We start from the raw sequence: 16,119 nt of genomic DNA on the forward strand, positions 1-16,119 counted from the left end.
CGGTCGGTACCGGTAGTCATCCAATCACAGCCGGGCACGCTACGCGGCGTCCACCGCCACAACGCCACGCCGGATGGCACGCACCGACTTGGCGGCGGTCGCGGCGATTTCGGTGTCGTCGGCGGTCTGGTGGATCTGGTCGAGCAGATCGATCACCTGCCGGCACCAGCGCACGAAGTCACCCGCCGACAGCGCACTGCCCTGATCACCACTGGCCAGCAACGATTCGGCCAATCCGTCCCCGCGGGCCCATTTGTAGATGCCGGTGACGAAGCCCAGATCCGGTTCCCGGGTCGGCGGCAGCTTGTGCCGTGCCTCGTCGGTGCGCAGCTGGCTCCACACGCCGATGGTGGCGCCGACCGCGCGCCGCACCGGTTCGGTCGGCCCGGCCGGGCCGAGGTAGCCGCCCTCCTGCCGCGATTCGAAGACCAGCACCGACACCACGCCCGCGAGTTCGGCGGCACCGAGCCCACGCCAGAGGCCCTGCCGAAGGCATTCGGCCACAACGAGATCCGCCTCGGTGTAGATCCGGGCGAGCCGCCGGCCGTCGGCGGTGACCTCCCCGCCGTCGACATAACCGCGCTCACTCAGCAGCGCGACGATCCGATCGAAGGTGCGCGCCAGCGAATTCGTTGTCGCAGCGACCTTCTGGCGCATCGACTCGGTCTCGCGCTCGAGCCGGTTGTAGCGCTCCCCCACCCGGGCCAGCTGCTCCCGGTCGGGCCGGGAGTGGGCGGGATGGGCGCGCAGCGCCCGCCGCAGCGTCGCCAGTTCCCGATCGTCGGCCGCGCGCGCACGACCACCGCGCCGGCCTCGTCCCGGGACCGCGATTCCGGTGCTGCGCAACGCGGATGCCAGGTCGCGGCGCGCTCGCGCGGTGCGGTGGTCCACGTGGCGGGGCAGCCGCATCCGGCCCAGCGGCTGAGCGGGGGTCGGGAAGTCGGCGGCCGAGACGCGCCCGGCCCAGGTGTCGGCGGTCAGCACCAGCGGGCGGGGATCGCCCGGACTCGCGTCCGGTTCCAGGATCACCGCGAGGCCCTGGCGACGCCCGGTCGGAATGGCCACCACGTCGCCGCGGCGCAGCGAGGTCAGCGACTCGACCGAAGCCCCGCGGCGGTCGGCCCGCCCCTGCCGTTCCAGTTCCCGTTCGCGCTGTTTGATCCGTTCGCGCAGCGACAGATATTCGAGGAAGCCGTCGTCACCGATCTGCGAGCGCAATTTCCGCACCTGTGCCTCGTTGCGCTCGATACCGCGAACCAGGCCCACCACCGACCGGTCGGCCTGGAACTGCGCGAACGAGCGCTCCAGCAGTTCCCGCGACTGCGCGGCGCCCATCCGATCGATCAGGTTGATCGACATGTTGTAGCCGGGCCGGAACGAGCTGCGCAACGGATAGGTACGGGTAGAGGCCAAGCCCGCGACGGCGCTGGTGTCGACGTCGGGATGCCACATCACCACCGCGTGGCCCTCGATGTCGATACCGCGGCGGCCGGCGCGGCCGGTCAACTGCGTGTACTCGCCGGGGGTCAGCTCGGCATGGGTTTCGCCGTTGAACTTCACCAGCCGCTCCAGCACCACCGTGCGCGCCGGCATGTTGATGCCGAGAGCCAGTGTCTCCGTGGCGAATACGGCCCGCACCAGCCCGCGGACGAACAATTCCTCCACGGTGTGCCGGAAGGCGGGCAGCATGCCGGCGTGATGGGCGGCCAGGCCGCGGAAGAGCGCCTCACGCCATTCCCAGTAGCCGAGCACATCGAGATCGGCGCGCGGCAGATCACCGGTGTGGCGCTCGATCACCGCCTCGATCTCCGCGGCGTCGTCGGGACGGCTCAGATCCAGGCGCGAGCGCAGGCACTGAGCGAGGGCTCCGTCGCAGCCTGCCCGGCTGAAGATGAAGGTGATCGCCGGCAGCAGCCCTTCCTCGTCGAGGCGGGCGAGCATCTCCGGGCGCGGCAGCGGACGGAAGTCACGACGGGGACCACCGCGGTGGCGCGGCCCGGACCAGCCGTTCATCCGGTCGGCGGCCTCGCGATGCTTGATGTAGCGAACCAGATCCTCGTCGACGAGGATCTTCTGATCGCTGGACTTGGTATCGAACAGATCGAACAGCCGCCGCCCGACCATGACGTGCTGCCACAACGGCACCGGCCGCGTCTCGTCGACGATGACCGCGGTGTCGCCGCGCACCGTCTCCATCCACGCACCGAACTCCTCGGCATTGCTGACCGTCGCCGACAGGCTCACCAGGCGCACCTCCGGCGGCAGATGCAGGATGACCTCTTCCCACACCGCACCGCGGAACCGGTCGGCCAGATAGTGCACCTCGTCCATGACGACGAACGACAGCGCGTGCAGCGCGTCCGAGCCCGCGTAGAGCATGTTGCGCAGCACTTCGGTGGTCATGACCACGACCCGGGCGTCCGGATTGATCGACTGGTCGCCGGTCAGCAGTCCGACCGCGTCGCGGCCGTAGCGGTCCACCAGATCCGAGTACTTCTGATTCGACAGCGCCTTGATCGGGGTGGTGTAGAAGCACTTCCCTCCGGCCGCGCGGGCCAGGTGCACGGCGAATTCCCCGACGACGGTCTTACCGGCGCCGGTCGGCGCGCACACCAGCACACTGTGCCCGTTCTCCAGCGCCGCGCAGGCCTGCTGTTGGAACGGGTCCAGGGAGAATTTCAGGTCGGCGGCGAATGCCGCGAGTTCGCCAGTCAGCGACGGTTGTCCCACGCTCAGAGGGTATCGGAGTAGTCCGACACCGGGCGCGGAGTTTTCGGCGCGGGGTCGGCCGAGACCGGTCCGCTCGCCGTCACCGGCTGGGCGGGCTCCACCGGGCTCACCCCGTCCAGATCGTCCGGTCCGCCCAGCGGGGAGGCCTCGTCGTCCGACAGCGCACCCCAGTTGTCGCCCCGGCGAGCGCGGCGCCGGTCGTTGAGCCGGGCGATCTGCACGGCCACCTCGAACAACACGGTGAGCGCGGCGGCCAGCGCCAGCATCGAGAAGGGATCCTGCGGGGTGACGATCGCGGCGAAGACGAACAGCCCGAAGATCATGCCGCGGCGCCATTTCTTGAGCCGCTCGTAGGTCAGCACGCCGACCATGTTCAGCCCGATGATCAGCAGCGGTGTCTCGAAGCTCACCCCGAAGATGATCAGCAGCTTGATGATGAACCCGAAGTACTGACTACCGCTCAACGCGGTGATCTGCACATTGCTGCCGATCCCCATCAGGAAACTCAGCGCGTGCGCGACCACCCAGTACGCCAGCACCGCACCGGTGACGAACAGCACCACACCGGAGGCGACGAAGCTGATCGCGTACTTGCGCTCCTTGGCGTAGAGGCCGGGCGTCACGAACGCCCACAGCTGATACAGCCAGATCGGGCACGCCATCACCACACCCGCGGTGAAGGCGACCTTGAACCGCAGCATGAACTGCTCGAACGGGGCGGTGGCCAGCAGCCGGCAGGCGCCGTCGGTGGTCAGTTGCGCACGATGTTCCGGCGGCAAAGAACAGTAGGGCCCGCGCAGGAGATCGCCCAGGCTCTCGATGCCCAGGAACGAATGCGAGTACCAGAGGAATCCGAGCACCGTGGTCAGCGCCACCGCCAGCAACGACTTCAACAGTCGCGAACGCAACTCGTGCAGATGTTCGACCAACGACATGGTGCCGTCGGGATTCGTCCTGCGCCGGCTACGGCGGGGGTCGAACGGAATGCGCATGGATGTGACTGCCTCGCTGATCACCTGGCCGGATCCGGATGAAACGCCCAACCGCCATCGCACCGCCACCCCGCGGGCGTTACCGGGGCGACGGCCTCGAGACGGGCCGGATCAGGCCGTGTGACGATCCTTGTCGGCCTGCGGCGCCGGATTCACCGGCTGAGCAGGCGGCAGCTCGGCCGCGGGCGCCGACTGCTGTGCGGGGCCGGACGCGTTCGCCGATCCCGTGTTCGCAGAACCCGCGTTCGCCGAGCCCTCGGACTGCATCTCGCTCATCTCGCTCTTGAAGATGCGCAAGGAACGTCCGAGACCCCGGGCTGCGTCGGGCAGCCGCTTGGCGCCGAACAGCAGCAGGATCACCAACGCAATGATGAGCCAGTGCGTCGGGCTCAATGAACCCATCGAAAACCTCCCAAGACTGTGGTATGTCCGATGCTACCGGACCCCGATCCGGCGACGACGAGCGTCGTCACCCGCGAATCGGCGAGACGGTGTCGTAGGTCAGCTCGGCACCGGCCGCGTCGCCTCGCGGGCGATCGCTGCGCGCAGCTCCGCGAGCAGGTCGGGCCCGGTCCAGCGGCGTTCGTCGCCGTTCTCCGCGGCCCGGATCAGGTCGACCAGCCGTGCGTTCACCGGGGTGGGCACCGCCACCATCCGGCCCAGCTCGACGATTTCCCCACAGAGCCAATCGATTTCGGTGCGCCGGCCCAGGGCGAGATCGTCGGCCATCGACGAGCGCGCCATCGGGTCCACCGCGAGCACCCGTCCGGCCACCCGCTCGAAGACGGCATCGGGAACCGTCAGCAGGCGGGCCATCACGCGCGGCGGCAGCACGGTCAGCCGCGCGGGACGGATCCGGGCGCGCCGCATCGCCGCGAGCGCCTCGTCCTGCGCCAGCGCCAGGCAACGCCGGTAGTCGCGAGTGGCCAGTTCCTCGCGCAGCGGCCGGCCCGACAGCGCGTTGATCGCGTTGTTGAGGTTGAGCAGGAGTTTGGCCCACTGCACCGGGCGCAGATCCTGATGTCGGTCCAGGGGCAGCCCGGCCCGTTCGAACAGCGGCGCGAATCGAGACAACGCCGCATCGTCGCCCACCGCCACCGTGCCGTCGGTGCCGCGATGGAAATGGCCGGGGCCGCTGTGGACGACGTTGAACATCACCATGCCGGCCGAGACCACCGCCGTGGGCAGCACCTCCCGGATCGCCGCATCGTTGCCGATACCGTTCTGCAGGCTGACCACCACGGTGTCCGCGCGCACCCGATTGCGCAGTTGCGCCGCGGCCTGGGCGGTCTGCGCCGACTTCACGGTGACCAGCACCAGATCGGCGGTGGCGGCGCTGTCCGGTTCGGTCTCGGTGCGGAAACCGCTCGCCGCGACGCGATCGTCGCCGCCGTCCAGATCGGTCAGCCGCAGCCCGTGCGCGCCGATCTCGTCCAGCAGCCGCGGGCGCCCGACGAAACTGACCTCGGCACCGGCGGCGGCCAGTTTGCCGCCGACGAACAGACCGATACTTCCGGCGCCGAGCACCGTCACCCGGAATGTCACGCGGGCCCGACCTCCTCGACCATGTTCCGGTCGTAACCGAGGTCGCCGACCTCCTCGTAGGCGGCCAGCGCCGCGGCCGACCGTTCCCGCACCGCGCTCACCAGCTCCGGCGGGCCCAGCACGGTGACACCGGAACCGAAGCCGAGCAGCAGTCGCGCGATCCAGCCCAGCGTGGCGAACCGCATCGTCGCCTCGACGCTGCCGTCGGGGTGGACCACCACCGGATGCATCGGATACTGATCGAGCACCCACCCGTAGTCGCCACGAATGCGCAAGCGCGCCAAGGCAACCGCCGGATCGTCGGAGAACAGGTCGAGCCCCGCGGACTCCTCGGTGGCGTGGCTGGGCGGGTTCGCCGGCTCCTCGAGTTCGGTGGCCTCCTCGATCCGGTCGAAGCGGAACAGCCGCACCCCCTCGGCCTGCCGGCACCATGCCTGCAGATAGGAGTTGTTGTCCACCAGCACGATTCGGATCGGATCGACGACGCGTTCGGACACCACATCCCGGCTCGCCGAGTAGTACACCAGCCGCAGCGCTCGTCCGCCGGCCAGTGCGGAACGCACCGTGGTCACCGCCGGCGCCTCGACCGGCTCCGCGGTGTCGGGTTCGCTGCGATGCGCGGCCCCGCCGGAGATGGCGGATTCGATCTTGGCGGTCGCCGACCGGGCGGCGGTCGGATCGACCATGCCCGGCAGATCCGCGATCGAGCGCAGGGCCACCAGCAGTGCCGTCGCCTCGATCGAGGTCAGCCGCAGCGGACGGTCGATACCGGCGGAGAAGGTGACCTCGATGCTCTCCTCGGAGAACGACAGATCGATCAGATCGCCCGGACCGTAACCGGGCAGGCCGCACATCCAGAGCTGATTGAGGTCGCTCATCAGCTGTTTGGTGCTGACGCCGAGTTCCGCGGCCGCCTCGGGCGCACTGATCCCCGGATTCGCGAGGAAGTACGGAACCATATTCAGCAACCGGGACAGCCGCGTCGACAATCGGCTGCTCATCGCCGCACCCCCGCCCGAGCCGTTGCGCCGCTCGCGCGTCTCATGCCGACACCTCCGTCCGTTCCAGTACCGACCGCAGCCGCGCGATCACATCGGCCCGCAGATCCTCCGGGGCCAGCACCAGCGCATCCGGGCCGAGCCCGGTGATCAGCCGCGCCAGCCAGTCCCGCGACCGCACCGGCACCTCCACCACCGAACCCGGACGACCGGCGACCGTCTCCTCGGCGATCACCACGCCCAGCCGGCGAATCTCCTGCCCGCGCTCCTGCGCCACCCACACCGTCGCCGATCCGGTCACCGGCGCCGCACCCGTCACCCGCGCCACGATCTGACGCAGATCCACATCCGCCGGTTTGTGCACCACATTCTCGGGACCGTAGACCTCCACGTCGGCCCCGATCCGCGACAACCGGAAGGTCCGCACGGCGTCCCGGTCGCGGTCGTGGCCCACCAGATACCACCGTCCGTGCCGGGTCACCACACCCCAGGGCTCCACATCGCGTGTGGCGTAGGGCGCGTTGTGGGTGACGCGATGTTCGAATCGCACCGCCCGCCCCGCATCGATGGCCGCCAGCAGTTTGCCCAGCGCCGCCTCCGAGCCCCGGGTGCGTGCCGGAACCGCGGGTACCGACGCCGAGGCCGCGTCCGCGTCGACGTGCACGCCGGCGGCCCGCAACTTGAGCACCGCGCTCTCCGCGGCGCTGGCCAGCTCGGGGGACTCCCACAATTGCACCGCCACCGCGACCGCCGCCGCTTCCGCGCTGGTCAAGTCGATATCGGGCAATTCGTAGGCATCGCGATTGATGCGATAGCCCTCCTGCCCCGAGAATCGGCCCACCGGGCCGACCTCGAGCGGGATCCCCAGATCCCGCAGTTCGTTCTTGTCGCGCTCGAACATCCGGCTGAACGCCTCGTCGCTGGCCGACTCCTCGTAGCCGGCAACGCTGTCGCGAATGCGCTCCGCGGTCAGGAACTGCCGGGTCGACAGCAGCGCGATCACCAGATTCATCAGCCGCTCGACCTTGGAAATCGCCACCCGACACAGAGTAATCGGACTCCCGGAACGACGGTGCACCACCGCACCGATCCGCGCCGGGATATCGCTGCCGGCAGCCGGATCGACCGGCCCCGCGAACCGCCGCGAGGCCGTCGGCCCTCACATCGAGGCGATCAACCGATCCACGCGCTCGTCCACGGACCGGAACGGGTCCTTGCACAAGACCGTGCGCTGCGCCTGATCGTTCAGCTTCAGGTGCACCCAGTCGACGGTGAAATCGCGGCCCGCCTCCTGCGCGGCGGTGATGAAATCACCGCGCAGTTTGGCCCGCGTCGTCTGCGGCGGAGTCGTCACCGCGGCATCGACCGCCTCGTCCTCGGTGATCCGCTTGACCAGACCCTTGCGCTGCAGCAGATCGAACACTCCACGACCGCGCTTGATGTCGTGATAGGCCAGATCCAGCTGGGCGATCTTCGGATCCGACAACTCCATCGAGTACCGATCCTGGTAGCGCTGGAACAGCTTGCGCTTGATCACCCAGTCGATCTCGGTGTCGACCTTCGCGAAGTCCTGCGCCTCGACCGCGTCGAGCGTGCGGCCCCACAGATCCACCACGGCGTCCACCTGCGGATCGCGTTCGCGATTGCGCAGATGCTCGACTGCGCGGGCGTAGTACTCGCGCTGGATATCGAGCGCGCTGGCCTGCCGGCCGCCCGCCAGCCGCACCGGTCGCCGGCCGGTCAGATCGTGGCTGACCTCGCGAATCGCGCGGATCGGGTTGTCGAGCGCGAAATCGCGGAACGACACCCCGGCCTCGATCATCTCCAGCACCAGCGCCGCGGTGCCCACCTTCAGCATGGTGGTGGATTCGGCCATATTCGAGTCGCCGACGATCACATGCAGGCGGCGGTACTTCTCCGCATCGGCATGCGGCTCGTCGCGGGTGTTGATGATCGGCCGCGACCGCGTGGTCGCCGACGACACCCCTTCCCAGATGTGCTCGGCCCGCTGCGACAGGCAGAACGTGGCCGCCTTCGGCGTCTGCAGGATCTTTCCGGCACCGCAGATCAGCTGCCTGGTCACCAGGAACGGCAACAGCACATCCGAGATCCGGGAGAACTCGCCGGCCCGCACCACGAGGAAGTTCTCGTGGCAGCCGTAGGAGTTGCCCGCCGAATCGGTGTTGTTCTTGAACAGATAGATGTCACCGCCGATCCCCTCCTCGGCCAAGCGCTGCTCGGCATCGATCAGCAACTCCTCGAGCACCCGCTCACCCGCGCGATCGTGGGTGACCAGCTGCACCAGCGAGTCACATTCGGCCGTCGCATACTCCGGATGGGAACCGACATCGAGATAGAGCCGCGCTCCGTTGCGGAGAAATACGTTCGAACTACGGCCCCAGGACACCACCCGGCGGAACAGATACCGGGCCACCTCGTCAGGACTCAACCGACGGTGACCGTGGAACGTGCACGTCACCCCGAACTCGGTCTCGATCCCCATAATTCGTCGCTGCACACCATCGACATTACGGCAAAGCGAACGGCGAAAGTGGCTGTGCGAGCAAGCGGTTGCATACGGGTTCACAACAATATGGGCTCTACCGGCCGCGACGCCGCCGGCAGCACCTCGTTCGTGGGGCGGGTACTCCCCGCAGACGACAGCCGCCCGGCCCCATCCGCACGATCACAGGATGGGGCCGGGCGGCTGATTCGAGCCCGCTACCAGCGGTTACGGGTTGGAGGGATCTCCGGCGGAGGGGGTCTCCGGCTCGGCGTTCTCCTCCCCCGCACTCGCCGCGCCGTCGGCGGAGAGCAGTGTCTCCAGTGCGGCGTGCGGAATGCGGCGGAAGGCCCGGCGCGGACGGGCCTGCTCCAGCGTCGCCACCTCCAGCGAGGACACCGCGATGCCGCGCTTGTCCTTGTCGCTGTTGTCCGGCGACCCCTTCTGCAGGGCGTCCACGGCGGTGCGGATCGCGGCCCGCAATTCCAGGCCAGGCTGGAAGGTGTCCTTGAGCGCGGTGCTGATCGGGTCGGTGTTGCCGCCCATCACCACGAAGTCGCGCTCGTCGACGATGGAGCCGTCGAAGTTGATCCGGTACAGGACCGAATTCGACGCCTGCTCCGGATAGCCGACCTCACCGATGCAGATCTCGACCTCGTAGGGCTTGAGCTGGTCGGTGAAGATCGTGCCCAGGGTGGAGGCGTACATGTTCGCCAGCGCCCGCCCGGTCACATCCCGCCGGTCGTACTGGTATCCACGCAGGTCGGCCTGCAGGATCCCACCACGACGCAGGCTTTCGAACTCGTTGTACTTGCCGACCGCGGCGAATCCGATGCGGTCGTAGAGCTCGCTCACCTTGTGCAGCGTCGCCGAGGGATTCTCGGCGACGAACAGCACACCCTTGTCGTACACCAGCACCACGACACTGCGTCCCCGGGCGATGCCTTTGCGCGCAAGTTCGGTCTTGTCGCGCATGATCTGTTCGGCCGACGCGTAGTACGGCAGTGTCATGGACGCGCACTCCCTTCTTCGGCCACCCGCTCGTCGACGATCGAGCGCGCGATCCGCTCGAGCCGCTCGTCCGAAACCTCCAGCGCCCCTTCGGCATTGATGACGATCGCCGTCGGGAAGATACCGCGCTGCAGATCCGGGCCACCGGTGGCGGTGTCGTCGTCGGAGGCGTCCAGCAGCGATTCGACGGCGATGCGCAGGGCGCGTTCCTCGTCCATATCGCGGCTGTAGGTCTTCTTCAACGACGACTTGGCGAACATCGAGCCCGAACCGGTGGCGGTGTAGCCGAAGCGCTCTTCGCTACGGCCGCCGACCACGTCGTAGGACACGATGCGGCCGGCCCGCTGCGGATCGGTGGCCTCGAGGTCGTAACCGACCAGGATCGGCACCACCGCCAGGCCCTGCAGTGCCGCGGGCAGATTGTCGCGGACCATCTTCGACAGCTTGTTGGCCTTACCGTCGAAGGTCAGCGGCACGCCCTCGATCTTCTCGTAGTACTCCAGCTCCACCGCGAACAAGCGGATCATCTCGACCGCCACGCCCGCGGTGCCGGCGATACCGGCCGCGGAGAAGGTGTCGGTGATGTACACCTTCTCCATATCGCGGCTGGCCAGCAGGTTGCCCTGGGTGGCCCGGCGGTCGCCGGCGATCAGCACACCGCCGCGGTAGGTCACCGCGACGATGGTGGTGCCGTGCGGCGCCAGGTCCCCGGCCGAGCCGTTACCGCCGGCAGCGCGCCCGAAACCGTTGCCCGGCAACAGTTCCGGCGCGTTTTCCCGCAGATATTCGGAGAATGACGAGAGGGCGTACCCCATGTGGAGCCGCAAGGGGTCACCTGATGTCACTGGCCGCCTTTCTGGACGTAGGCACGCACGAAGTCCTCCGCGTTCTCCTCGAGCACGTCGTCGATCTCGTCGAGCAGGTCGTCGGTCTCCTCGGCCAGCTTTTCGCGGCGCTCCTGTCCCGCGGCCTCGACACCGGCCGCGTCGTCGTCCTCGTCGCCACCACCGGCGCGCTTGGTCTGCTCTTGTGCCATAGCAGCCGACCTCCTCTGTACTGATCATCGGCGAGCATCGGAAACCTCCGATGCTCGTCCCTCAACACTACCCAGCGACGGTGACAACATGCCGGATTACATCGCAATGTGCCCCCGCCGCAACGTCACAGCACGCCGTGCCACCCCGGCACGCGCACGCCGCCGGCGGCCCGGCCACCCCGTCAGGAGGTGAGCTGCTTGACCAGTTCGGCGGCCGTTCCCGCGCCCTCGAGCAACTTGCCGACGTGGGATTTCGTCCCGCGGCGCGGTTCCAGGGTGGGAATGCGGACCAGCGAGTCGCCGCCCAGGTCGAAGATCACCGAATCCCAGCTCGCCGCCGCGATATCGGCGCCGAAGCGGCGCAGGCACTCGCCCCGGAAGTAGGCACGGGTATCGGTCGGCGGGTTGGTCATCGCGTCGGTGACCTGCTGTTCGGAGACCAGCCGCTCCATCGAACCGCGGGCCACCAAGCGGTTGTAGAGGCCCTTGTCCAGGCGCACATCGGAATACTGCAGATCCATCAGATGCAGTTTCGGCGCCGCCCAGCCCAGGCCCTCGCGGCTGCGCATACCCTCGAGCAGGCGCAGTTTGGCCGGCCAGTCGAGCAGGTGCGCGCAGTCCATCGGGTCGCGTTCGAGCAGATCGAGTACATGCGCCCACTTCTCCAGCACGTCGGTGACGCGGGCGTCGTCGGTGCCCTCGCGGTCGTGGAACTTCTCCACCCGGTCGAGGTAGATGCGTTGCAGCGCAAGGCCGGTCAGTTCCCGGCCGTCGACCAGCGCGACGGTGGCGCGCAGGCTGGGATCGTGGCTGATGGTGTGCACGGCGGTGACCGGACGCGCCAGCTGCAGATCCGACAGATCCTCGCCGGCCTCGATCAGATCCAGTACCAGCGCGGTGGTGCCGACCTTGAGGTAGGTCGACCATTCCGCCAGGTTCGCGTCGCCGATGATCACGTGCAGCCGCCGGTACTTGTCGGCGTCGGCGTGCGGTTCGTCGCGGGTGTTGATGATGCCGCGTTTGAGGGTGGTCTCGAGGCCCACCTCGACCTCGATGTAGTCCGAGCGCTGCGACAGCTGGAATCCGGCGTGGTCGCCGGACTGCCCGATGCCGACGCGGCCCGATCCGGTGACGACCTGGCGGGAGACGAAGAACGGCGTCAGGCCGACGATGATCTGGTTGAACGGCGTATCGCGGTTCATCAGATAGTTCTCGTGGGTGCCGTAGGAGGCGCCCTTACCGTCGACGTTGTTCTTGTAGAGCTGCATGCGCGGCGCACCCGGCACGCTGGAGGCGTAGCGCGCGGCCGCCTCCATGACCCGCTCACCCGCCTTGTCCCAGATCACCGCGTCCAGCGGGTCCACGACCTCGGGCGCCGAATATTCGGGGTGCGCGTGGTCGACGTAGAGGCGGGCGCCGTTGGTGAGAATCATGTTCGCCGCGCCGACCTCGTCGGCGTCGATCACCGGCGCCGGCCCGTTGAGCCGGCCCAGGTCGAAGCCGCGGGCATCGCGCAGCGGCGACTCCACCTCGTAGTCCCAGCGGGTGCGCTTGGCCCGGGGTACGCCCTCGGCCGCCGCGTAGGCCAGCACCGCCTGGGTGGACGTGAGAATCGGGTTCGCCGAGGGTTCCGTCGGTGTCGAGATGCCGTACTCGACCTCGATTCCGATGATGCGCTGCATGGGTCGAGCCTAGGCGACGCGTTCGATCCCCGGGGCCGCCCGGGTGCGGTGGCCGGTCACCGCGCCGCGCGGTGTCGCGAATTCAGTTGACCGCCAGCGGGTCCGGGGCCGCTGCCTCGGACCGTGCCACCAGGTCGGCGACGGTGGCGTCGCGGTCCAGCGGCACCCCCAGACTGCGTGCATTGCTCTCCAGCAGCCCGAGCACCGATTCGGTCACGATCGCCTCGATCTGCTCCGACCCCAGCGCCGAGGCGGTGTCGGCGCGCCAGCTGTTGACCACCCCGTCGACGAAGCCGACGATCCCGAAGGCCATCGGCCGGGCCCGCACGGGATCGATACCGACGCGCGCGGCGGCGGTGGCGAACAGATCCGCGAGCCGGGCGCCGATGCGGTCGCGCGCCCCGGCCAGCGCGAGCGACGAATCCCCTTGCGGGGCACTCGCCGCAAGGAATCGGTGCAGTTGCGGATGCGAGTCCACCCAGCCGACGTAGGTGCCGACCGCGCCGCGCACCGCATCCTTGACGGTTCCGTCCGCCCGTAGCGTCGGAAGTAGTTGGGTCAGCAGCGATTCCAGGATGCGGCCGCGAATCTGCTCGTCCAGATCGGTCCGCCCGTCGAAATGGCGGTACACCACCGGACGCGGCAGGCCGAGCCGGTCGGCGATCTGCTGGACCGACACCTCGGCGCCGTTCTCCTCGATCACCGCGACCGCGGCCTCGATCACCTCGGCACGCCGCCGCTGTTTGTGCCCGTTCCAGCGGGTACTGCGACCGTCCACACCGGCCGCCGCGGACCGTTCCGCACGCCGCGGGGGCCGTTGTCCACCGGTTTCACTCACATGTCAACGATACTCATGCGGTATTGACTGATACACCCCGTCTCACCAACCTTGGTGTTACAGCCTGTCTCGGTAATTCGATTCGTTTGGAGCGCAGCAATGGGCAACGACGCCACCCTGCTCCCGCGGGATACCTTCGCGCAGCGTCTGCTGCTCGGTTCGGTCCGCAAGTCCTACGATCCGGTGGTCGATCTGGACTGGGACGCCCCGCTGGATCCGGACAAGTTCTTCCTGCCGCCGGAGGTGATCTCCCTCTACGGCACCGACCTGTGGGACGCGATGTCACCCGAGCAGCGGCGCGAGCTGTCGCGGCAGGAACTCGCCAACATCCTGTCGGTGGGGATCTGGTTCGAGAACCTTCTCAACCGATTGTTGTTGCGGGAGTTGATGAACGGCGACCCCACCTCGCACCGCTCGCACTACACGCTGACCGAAATGGGCGACGAATGCCGCCATATGACCATGTTCGGCAAGCTGATCGACCGCATCGACGCCCGGCCCTACTGGCCCAAAGCCCCTGCCCGGCTGGCGATCTCGTCGTTGCAACTACTTCTGCACGGACCGATGGTGTGGGTGGGAGCACTCGTGGGTGAGGAGATCTTCGACGCGCTGCAACGCCGCACGATCGACGATCCGCAGTTGCAGCCGGTGGTGGCGCGCACGTTCCGCGTGCACGTCACCGAGGAGGCGCGCCACATCGGCTTCGCCCGTGACGCTCTCGCCCGCCGCGTTCCGGCGATGTCGCGTGCGGAACGGACCTACGTGCGGATCTGTGTCGCGGTCGCCGCTCCGCTGTTCGTCCGGCTGATCACCAACCGCCACATGTACATTCGCGCCGGATTGGACGGGCGCGCGGCCATGCGCGCGGCGCTGGCCAATCCGCACGCGCATCGAATGCTCGCCGCCGGAGCCACCGATCTCGGCGCCTTCCTGGACGAGAACGGCCTGCTCGGCCCGATCGGCAAGCGGCTGTGGCGGCGGCGGGGGTTGCTCGCATGAGGCCGGTCCGGCACCTCCCGGGCGGCGTGGCCGTCGTCGCGGCCCGGCCCAGCGCGCCGATGGTCGTTGCGACTCTGCGGCGCAACGGAATCCGCGATGTCACCGTCCTGGGCTCGACCTCGCTCGCGTCCGATCGGCCACCAGCAGCCGTGCACGCCATGGAATTCGACGGCGTACACGACCTCTGGCGGCTGCGCTCGGACGACGGCACGACCACGGCCTCGGTGGTGGTCTTGGCCGATGCCGACCTCGACCCCCGCCGCATCACCGGGATCGGCGCCGACCTGCACACCCTGCTGGCCGGTGGCCGGGTGGCCCATCTCGGCACGGCGACGCACGAGATGCCCAACCTGTTCTGGACGCACTCCCCCGCGAGCGCGAACTGGCCGCATTTTCCGGTGCACGCCCGCGCGGAATACGCGGCGCGCTGCGTCGCGGCGATGTGCCGAACCGGCGATACCCGAATCCAGCTGCGACGTGCCGTGCAGCACGAATCGGCACGTCGCTGGGCCGCGAATCCCCGCCTCGGCGGGCGGCTGCCGCGACCGGATCACCGTCACTTCGACACGACCGTCGCCGCCGATCGGGCGCCCGCCTACGAGTACGCCGGTCCCGCGGTACTCGACGCCCCAGGCGCCGAACTGGCGGTGACGGTCGCGCTGAACGGACATCCGGACCCGATCGACGGTTACTACCACTGGTACGGCCGTCTCACCGCGACGGAGACGGACCTGCTGCCCGATCCCGGACGGGGTGTGGTGTCGCTGCGGATAGCGGGCGGCGAGCCCGCCGCGGGCCGGCTGCAGGAGCGCGACCCGTGGGGGAATCTGCGGATCGCCGGAATCGGGCGGCCGCCATTCCTCTGGCGGACAACGGCATTCACTGAGACCCGGACGGTCAGCCCGGAATCTTGTCCAGGAATCCGTGCACACGGGCGATGCGATCACCGTCGAGAACGACCACATCGAAGCCCACGATCAGCGGCTCGGCGCCGGGAGTCCCCAGCGTCCAGGTGAACCGCAGCTGGTCGTGGTGTCCGTCGACCGGCCCGAGGCCGAATCGCATACCGGCGAACTGTTCCCGGACGCCGGCGATCATCTCGTCGATCGCGGCGATTCCGGCGACGGCCGCGAGCGGATCGGTGTAGGTGGCGTCGGGCCGGTACAGCTCGTCGAGAAGTTTGCGCCGGGCCGGGGCGTCGGTTTCGTTCCAGGTGTCGATGTAGCGCTGGGCGACGGCGGCGTAGGTGCTGGTGGTTTCGTTTTCGCTCATATGACGAGCATGTCGGAGTGCGGGCGCCGGGTCGATTACCCGTCGGGTAATGCCGCCGCACACCGAAGTGGTTGCCGCGCAGCCGGACTCGGACTCCGGCCGCGCACCGGGTGACGGGTTACAGCACCGACTTCAGCGACTGTTCGTCCCGCGCGACCACGGCCCGGCCGTCCGGTGTGACCACGATCGGACGCTGAATCAACTTCGGGTTGCTCGCCAGTGTCTCGATCCATTGATCGCGATCGGCCTCGGTCCGCGACCAGCCCGCCATACCGAGTTCCTTCGCCTCCGGTTCACCGGTGCGGGTGATGTCCCAGGGCTCCAGCCCCAGCTGTGCCAGCACCTCCCGAAGATCATCGGCGGTCGGCGGGTCGTCGAGATACTGCCGCTCGATGTAGTCCACCCCGGCCTCGTCCAGCGCGGTTTTGGCCGCGCGGCTCTTGGAGCAGCGGGGATTGTGCCAGATCTGGGTCTGTCCGGATGTCATAGCGAAAACACTAGCGCGCTCGACGG

16 protein-coding genes are annotated in these 16,119 nt (G+C 68.6%); 2 read left to right on the top strand and 14 right to left on the bottom strand.

Annotated elements, in window-relative coordinates; all coding sequences use genetic code 11:
* Positions 1 to 39: 39 nt before the first annotated feature.
* The 12 genes from NK1_RS16355 to NK1_RS16410 all read right to left on the bottom strand — a co-directional run bounded on the left by NK1_RS16355 (position 40) and on the right by NK1_RS16410 (position 13,335).
* Positions 40 to 2,736 carry a DEAD/DEAH box helicase gene (locus tag NK1_RS16355; RefSeq protein WP_063009786.1) on the bottom strand — a complete coding sequence of 899 codons (2,697 nt, stop codon included), beginning with the start codon at positions 2,734 to 2,736 and terminating at the stop codon, positions 40 to 42.
* Positions 2,733 to 3,722: a twin-arginine translocase subunit TatC gene (tatC, locus tag NK1_RS16360; protein WP_063009785.1), complete on the bottom strand. Its 990-nt coding sequence runs from the start codon at positions 3,720 to 3,722 to the stop codon at positions 2,733 to 2,735. The genes NK1_RS16355 and tatC overlap by 4 nt, the downstream gene beginning before the upstream one ends.
* Positions 3,723 to 3,833: 111 nt before the next feature.
* Complete coding sequence (tatA, locus tag NK1_RS16365) at positions 3,834 to 4,124, bottom strand: Sec-independent protein translocase subunit TatA (RefSeq protein ID WP_063009585.1); 291 nt, start codon at positions 4,122 to 4,124, stop codon at positions 3,834 to 3,836.
* Positions 4,125 to 4,223: 99 nt separating this feature from the next.
* Complete coding sequence (locus NK1_RS16370; protein WP_063009587.1) at positions 4,224 to 5,267, bottom strand: 2-dehydropantoate 2-reductase; 1,044 nt, start codon at positions 5,265 to 5,267, stop codon at positions 4,224 to 4,226.
* A complete protein-coding gene (locus NK1_RS16375; RefSeq protein ID WP_063009589.1) occupies positions 5,264 to 6,268 on the bottom strand; it encodes a helix-turn-helix transcriptional regulator in 1,005 nt (334 codons plus the stop codon). The genes NK1_RS16370 and NK1_RS16375 overlap by 4 nt, the downstream gene beginning before the upstream one ends.
* Positions 6,269 to 6,308: 40 nt before the next feature.
* Positions 6,309 to 7,304: a helix-turn-helix transcriptional regulator gene (locus NK1_RS16380; RefSeq protein WP_157104306.1), complete on the bottom strand. Its 996-nt coding sequence runs from the start codon at positions 7,302 to 7,304 to the stop codon at positions 6,309 to 6,311.
* A gap of 120 nt (positions 7,305 to 7,424) precedes the next feature.
* On the bottom strand, positions 7,425 to 8,783 hold the full coding sequence (gene pafA / locus NK1_RS16385; RefSeq protein ID WP_218023129.1) for a Pup--protein ligase: 1,359 nt from the start codon (positions 8,781 to 8,783) through the stop codon (positions 7,425 to 7,427).
* Between the two features lie 213 nt (positions 8,784 to 8,996).
* Positions 8,997 to 9,779 (bottom strand): proteasome subunit alpha, encoded by a 783-nt coding sequence (gene prcA, locus NK1_RS16390; RefSeq protein WP_063009593.1) that lies wholly within the window; start codon positions 9,777 to 9,779, stop codon positions 8,997 to 8,999.
* Positions 9,776 to 10,594 (bottom strand): proteasome subunit beta, encoded by an 819-nt coding sequence (gene prcB / locus NK1_RS16395; protein ID WP_063009595.1) that lies wholly within the window; start codon positions 10,592 to 10,594, stop codon positions 9,776 to 9,778. Before prcB ends, prcA begins: the two co-directional genes overlap by 4 nt.
* Before the next feature lie 26 nt (positions 10,595 to 10,620).
* Positions 10,621 to 10,815, bottom strand: a complete 195-nt coding sequence (locus tag NK1_RS16400; RefSeq protein ID WP_030518123.1) for a ubiquitin-like protein Pup — start codon at positions 10,813 to 10,815, stop codon at positions 10,621 to 10,623.
* Positions 10,816 to 10,997: 182 nt separating this feature from the next.
* Complete coding sequence (dop, locus tag NK1_RS16405) at positions 10,998 to 12,497, bottom strand: depupylase/deamidase Dop (protein WP_030518124.1); 1,500 nt, start codon at positions 12,495 to 12,497, stop codon at positions 10,998 to 11,000.
* Positions 12,498 to 12,579: 82 nt separating this feature from the next.
* Positions 12,580 to 13,335: a TetR/AcrR family transcriptional regulator gene (locus NK1_RS16410; protein WP_051042602.1), complete on the bottom strand. Its 756-nt coding sequence runs from the start codon at positions 13,333 to 13,335 to the stop codon at positions 12,580 to 12,582.
* Positions 13,336 to 13,434: 99 nt separating this feature from the next.
* On the opposite strand from NK1_RS16410, the gene NK1_RS16415 reads away from it, so the two are divergent.
* Together NK1_RS16415 and NK1_RS33795 are read left to right on the top strand one after the other, a co-directional pair.
* Positions 13,435 to 14,334, top strand: a complete 900-nt coding sequence (locus NK1_RS16415; protein ID WP_063009597.1) for an AurF N-oxygenase family protein — start codon at positions 13,435 to 13,437, stop codon at positions 14,332 to 14,334.
* Entirely contained in the window at positions 14,331 to 15,350 is a 1,020-nt protein-coding gene (locus NK1_RS33795; RefSeq protein ID WP_245660578.1) for a DUF4873 domain-containing protein, read from the top strand. The genes NK1_RS16415 and NK1_RS33795 overlap by 4 nt, the downstream gene beginning before the upstream one ends.
* On the opposite strand, the gene NK1_RS16425 is transcribed toward NK1_RS33795, so the two are convergent.
* Positions 15,232 to 15,606 (bottom strand): nuclear transport factor 2 family protein, encoded by a 375-nt coding sequence (locus NK1_RS16425; RefSeq protein ID WP_063009600.1) that lies wholly within the window; start codon positions 15,604 to 15,606, stop codon positions 15,232 to 15,234. The two genes, NK1_RS33795 and NK1_RS16425, sit on opposite strands and share 119 nt — an antisense overlap.
* Positions 15,607 to 15,724: 118 nt before the next feature.
* On the bottom strand, positions 15,725 to 16,093 hold the full coding sequence (locus NK1_RS16430; protein ID WP_063009602.1) for an arsenate reductase family protein: 369 nt from the start codon (positions 16,091 to 16,093) through the stop codon (positions 15,725 to 15,727).
* Positions 16,094 to 16,119: the final 26 nt, after the last annotated feature.

The organism is Nocardia kruczakiae NBRC 101016, from assembly GCF_001612965.1.
Taxonomy (GTDB): domain Bacteria; phylum Actinomycetota; class Actinomycetes; order Mycobacteriales; family Mycobacteriaceae; genus Nocardia; species Nocardia kruczakiae.

Bases quoted from the DNA above. Each gene is read 5' to 3' on its own strand.
- NK1_RS16415 (WP_063009597.1), top strand. From the start codon at position 13,435: ATGGGCAACGACGCCACCCTGCTCCCGCGGGATACCTTCGCGCAGCGT.
- NK1_RS16425 (WP_063009600.1), bottom strand. From the start codon at position 15,606: ATGAGCGAAAACGAAACCACCAGCACCTACGCCGCCGTCGCCCAGCGC.
- NK1_RS16375 (WP_063009589.1), bottom strand. From the start codon at position 6,268: ATGAGCAGCCGATTGTCGACGCGGCTGTCCCGGTTGCTGAATATGGTT.
- NK1_RS16400 (WP_030518123.1), bottom strand. From the start codon at position 10,815: ATGGCACAAGAGCAGACCAAGCGCGCCGGTGGTGGCGACGAGGACGAC.
- NK1_RS16430 (WP_063009602.1), bottom strand. From the start codon at position 16,093: ATGACATCCGGACAGACCCAGATCTGGCACAATCCCCGCTGCTCCAAG.
- dop (WP_030518124.1), bottom strand. From the start codon at position 12,497: ATGCAGCGCATCATCGGAATCGAGGTCGAGTACGGCATCTCGACACCG.
- prcB (WP_063009595.1), bottom strand. From the start codon at position 10,594: ATGGGGTACGCCCTCTCGTCATTCTCCGAATATCTGCGGGAAAACGCG.
- NK1_RS33795 (WP_245660578.1), top strand. From the start codon at position 14,331: ATGAGGCCGGTCCGGCACCTCCCGGGCGGCGTGGCCGTCGTCGCGGCC.
- tatC (WP_063009785.1), bottom strand. From the start codon at position 3,722: ATGCGCATTCCGTTCGACCCCCGCCGTAGCCGGCGCAGGACGAATCCC.
- tatA (WP_063009585.1), bottom strand. From the start codon at position 4,124: ATGGGTTCATTGAGCCCGACGCACTGGCTCATCATTGCGTTGGTGATC.
- prcA (WP_063009593.1), bottom strand. From the start codon at position 9,779: ATGACACTGCCGTACTACGCGTCGGCCGAACAGATCATGCGCGACAAG.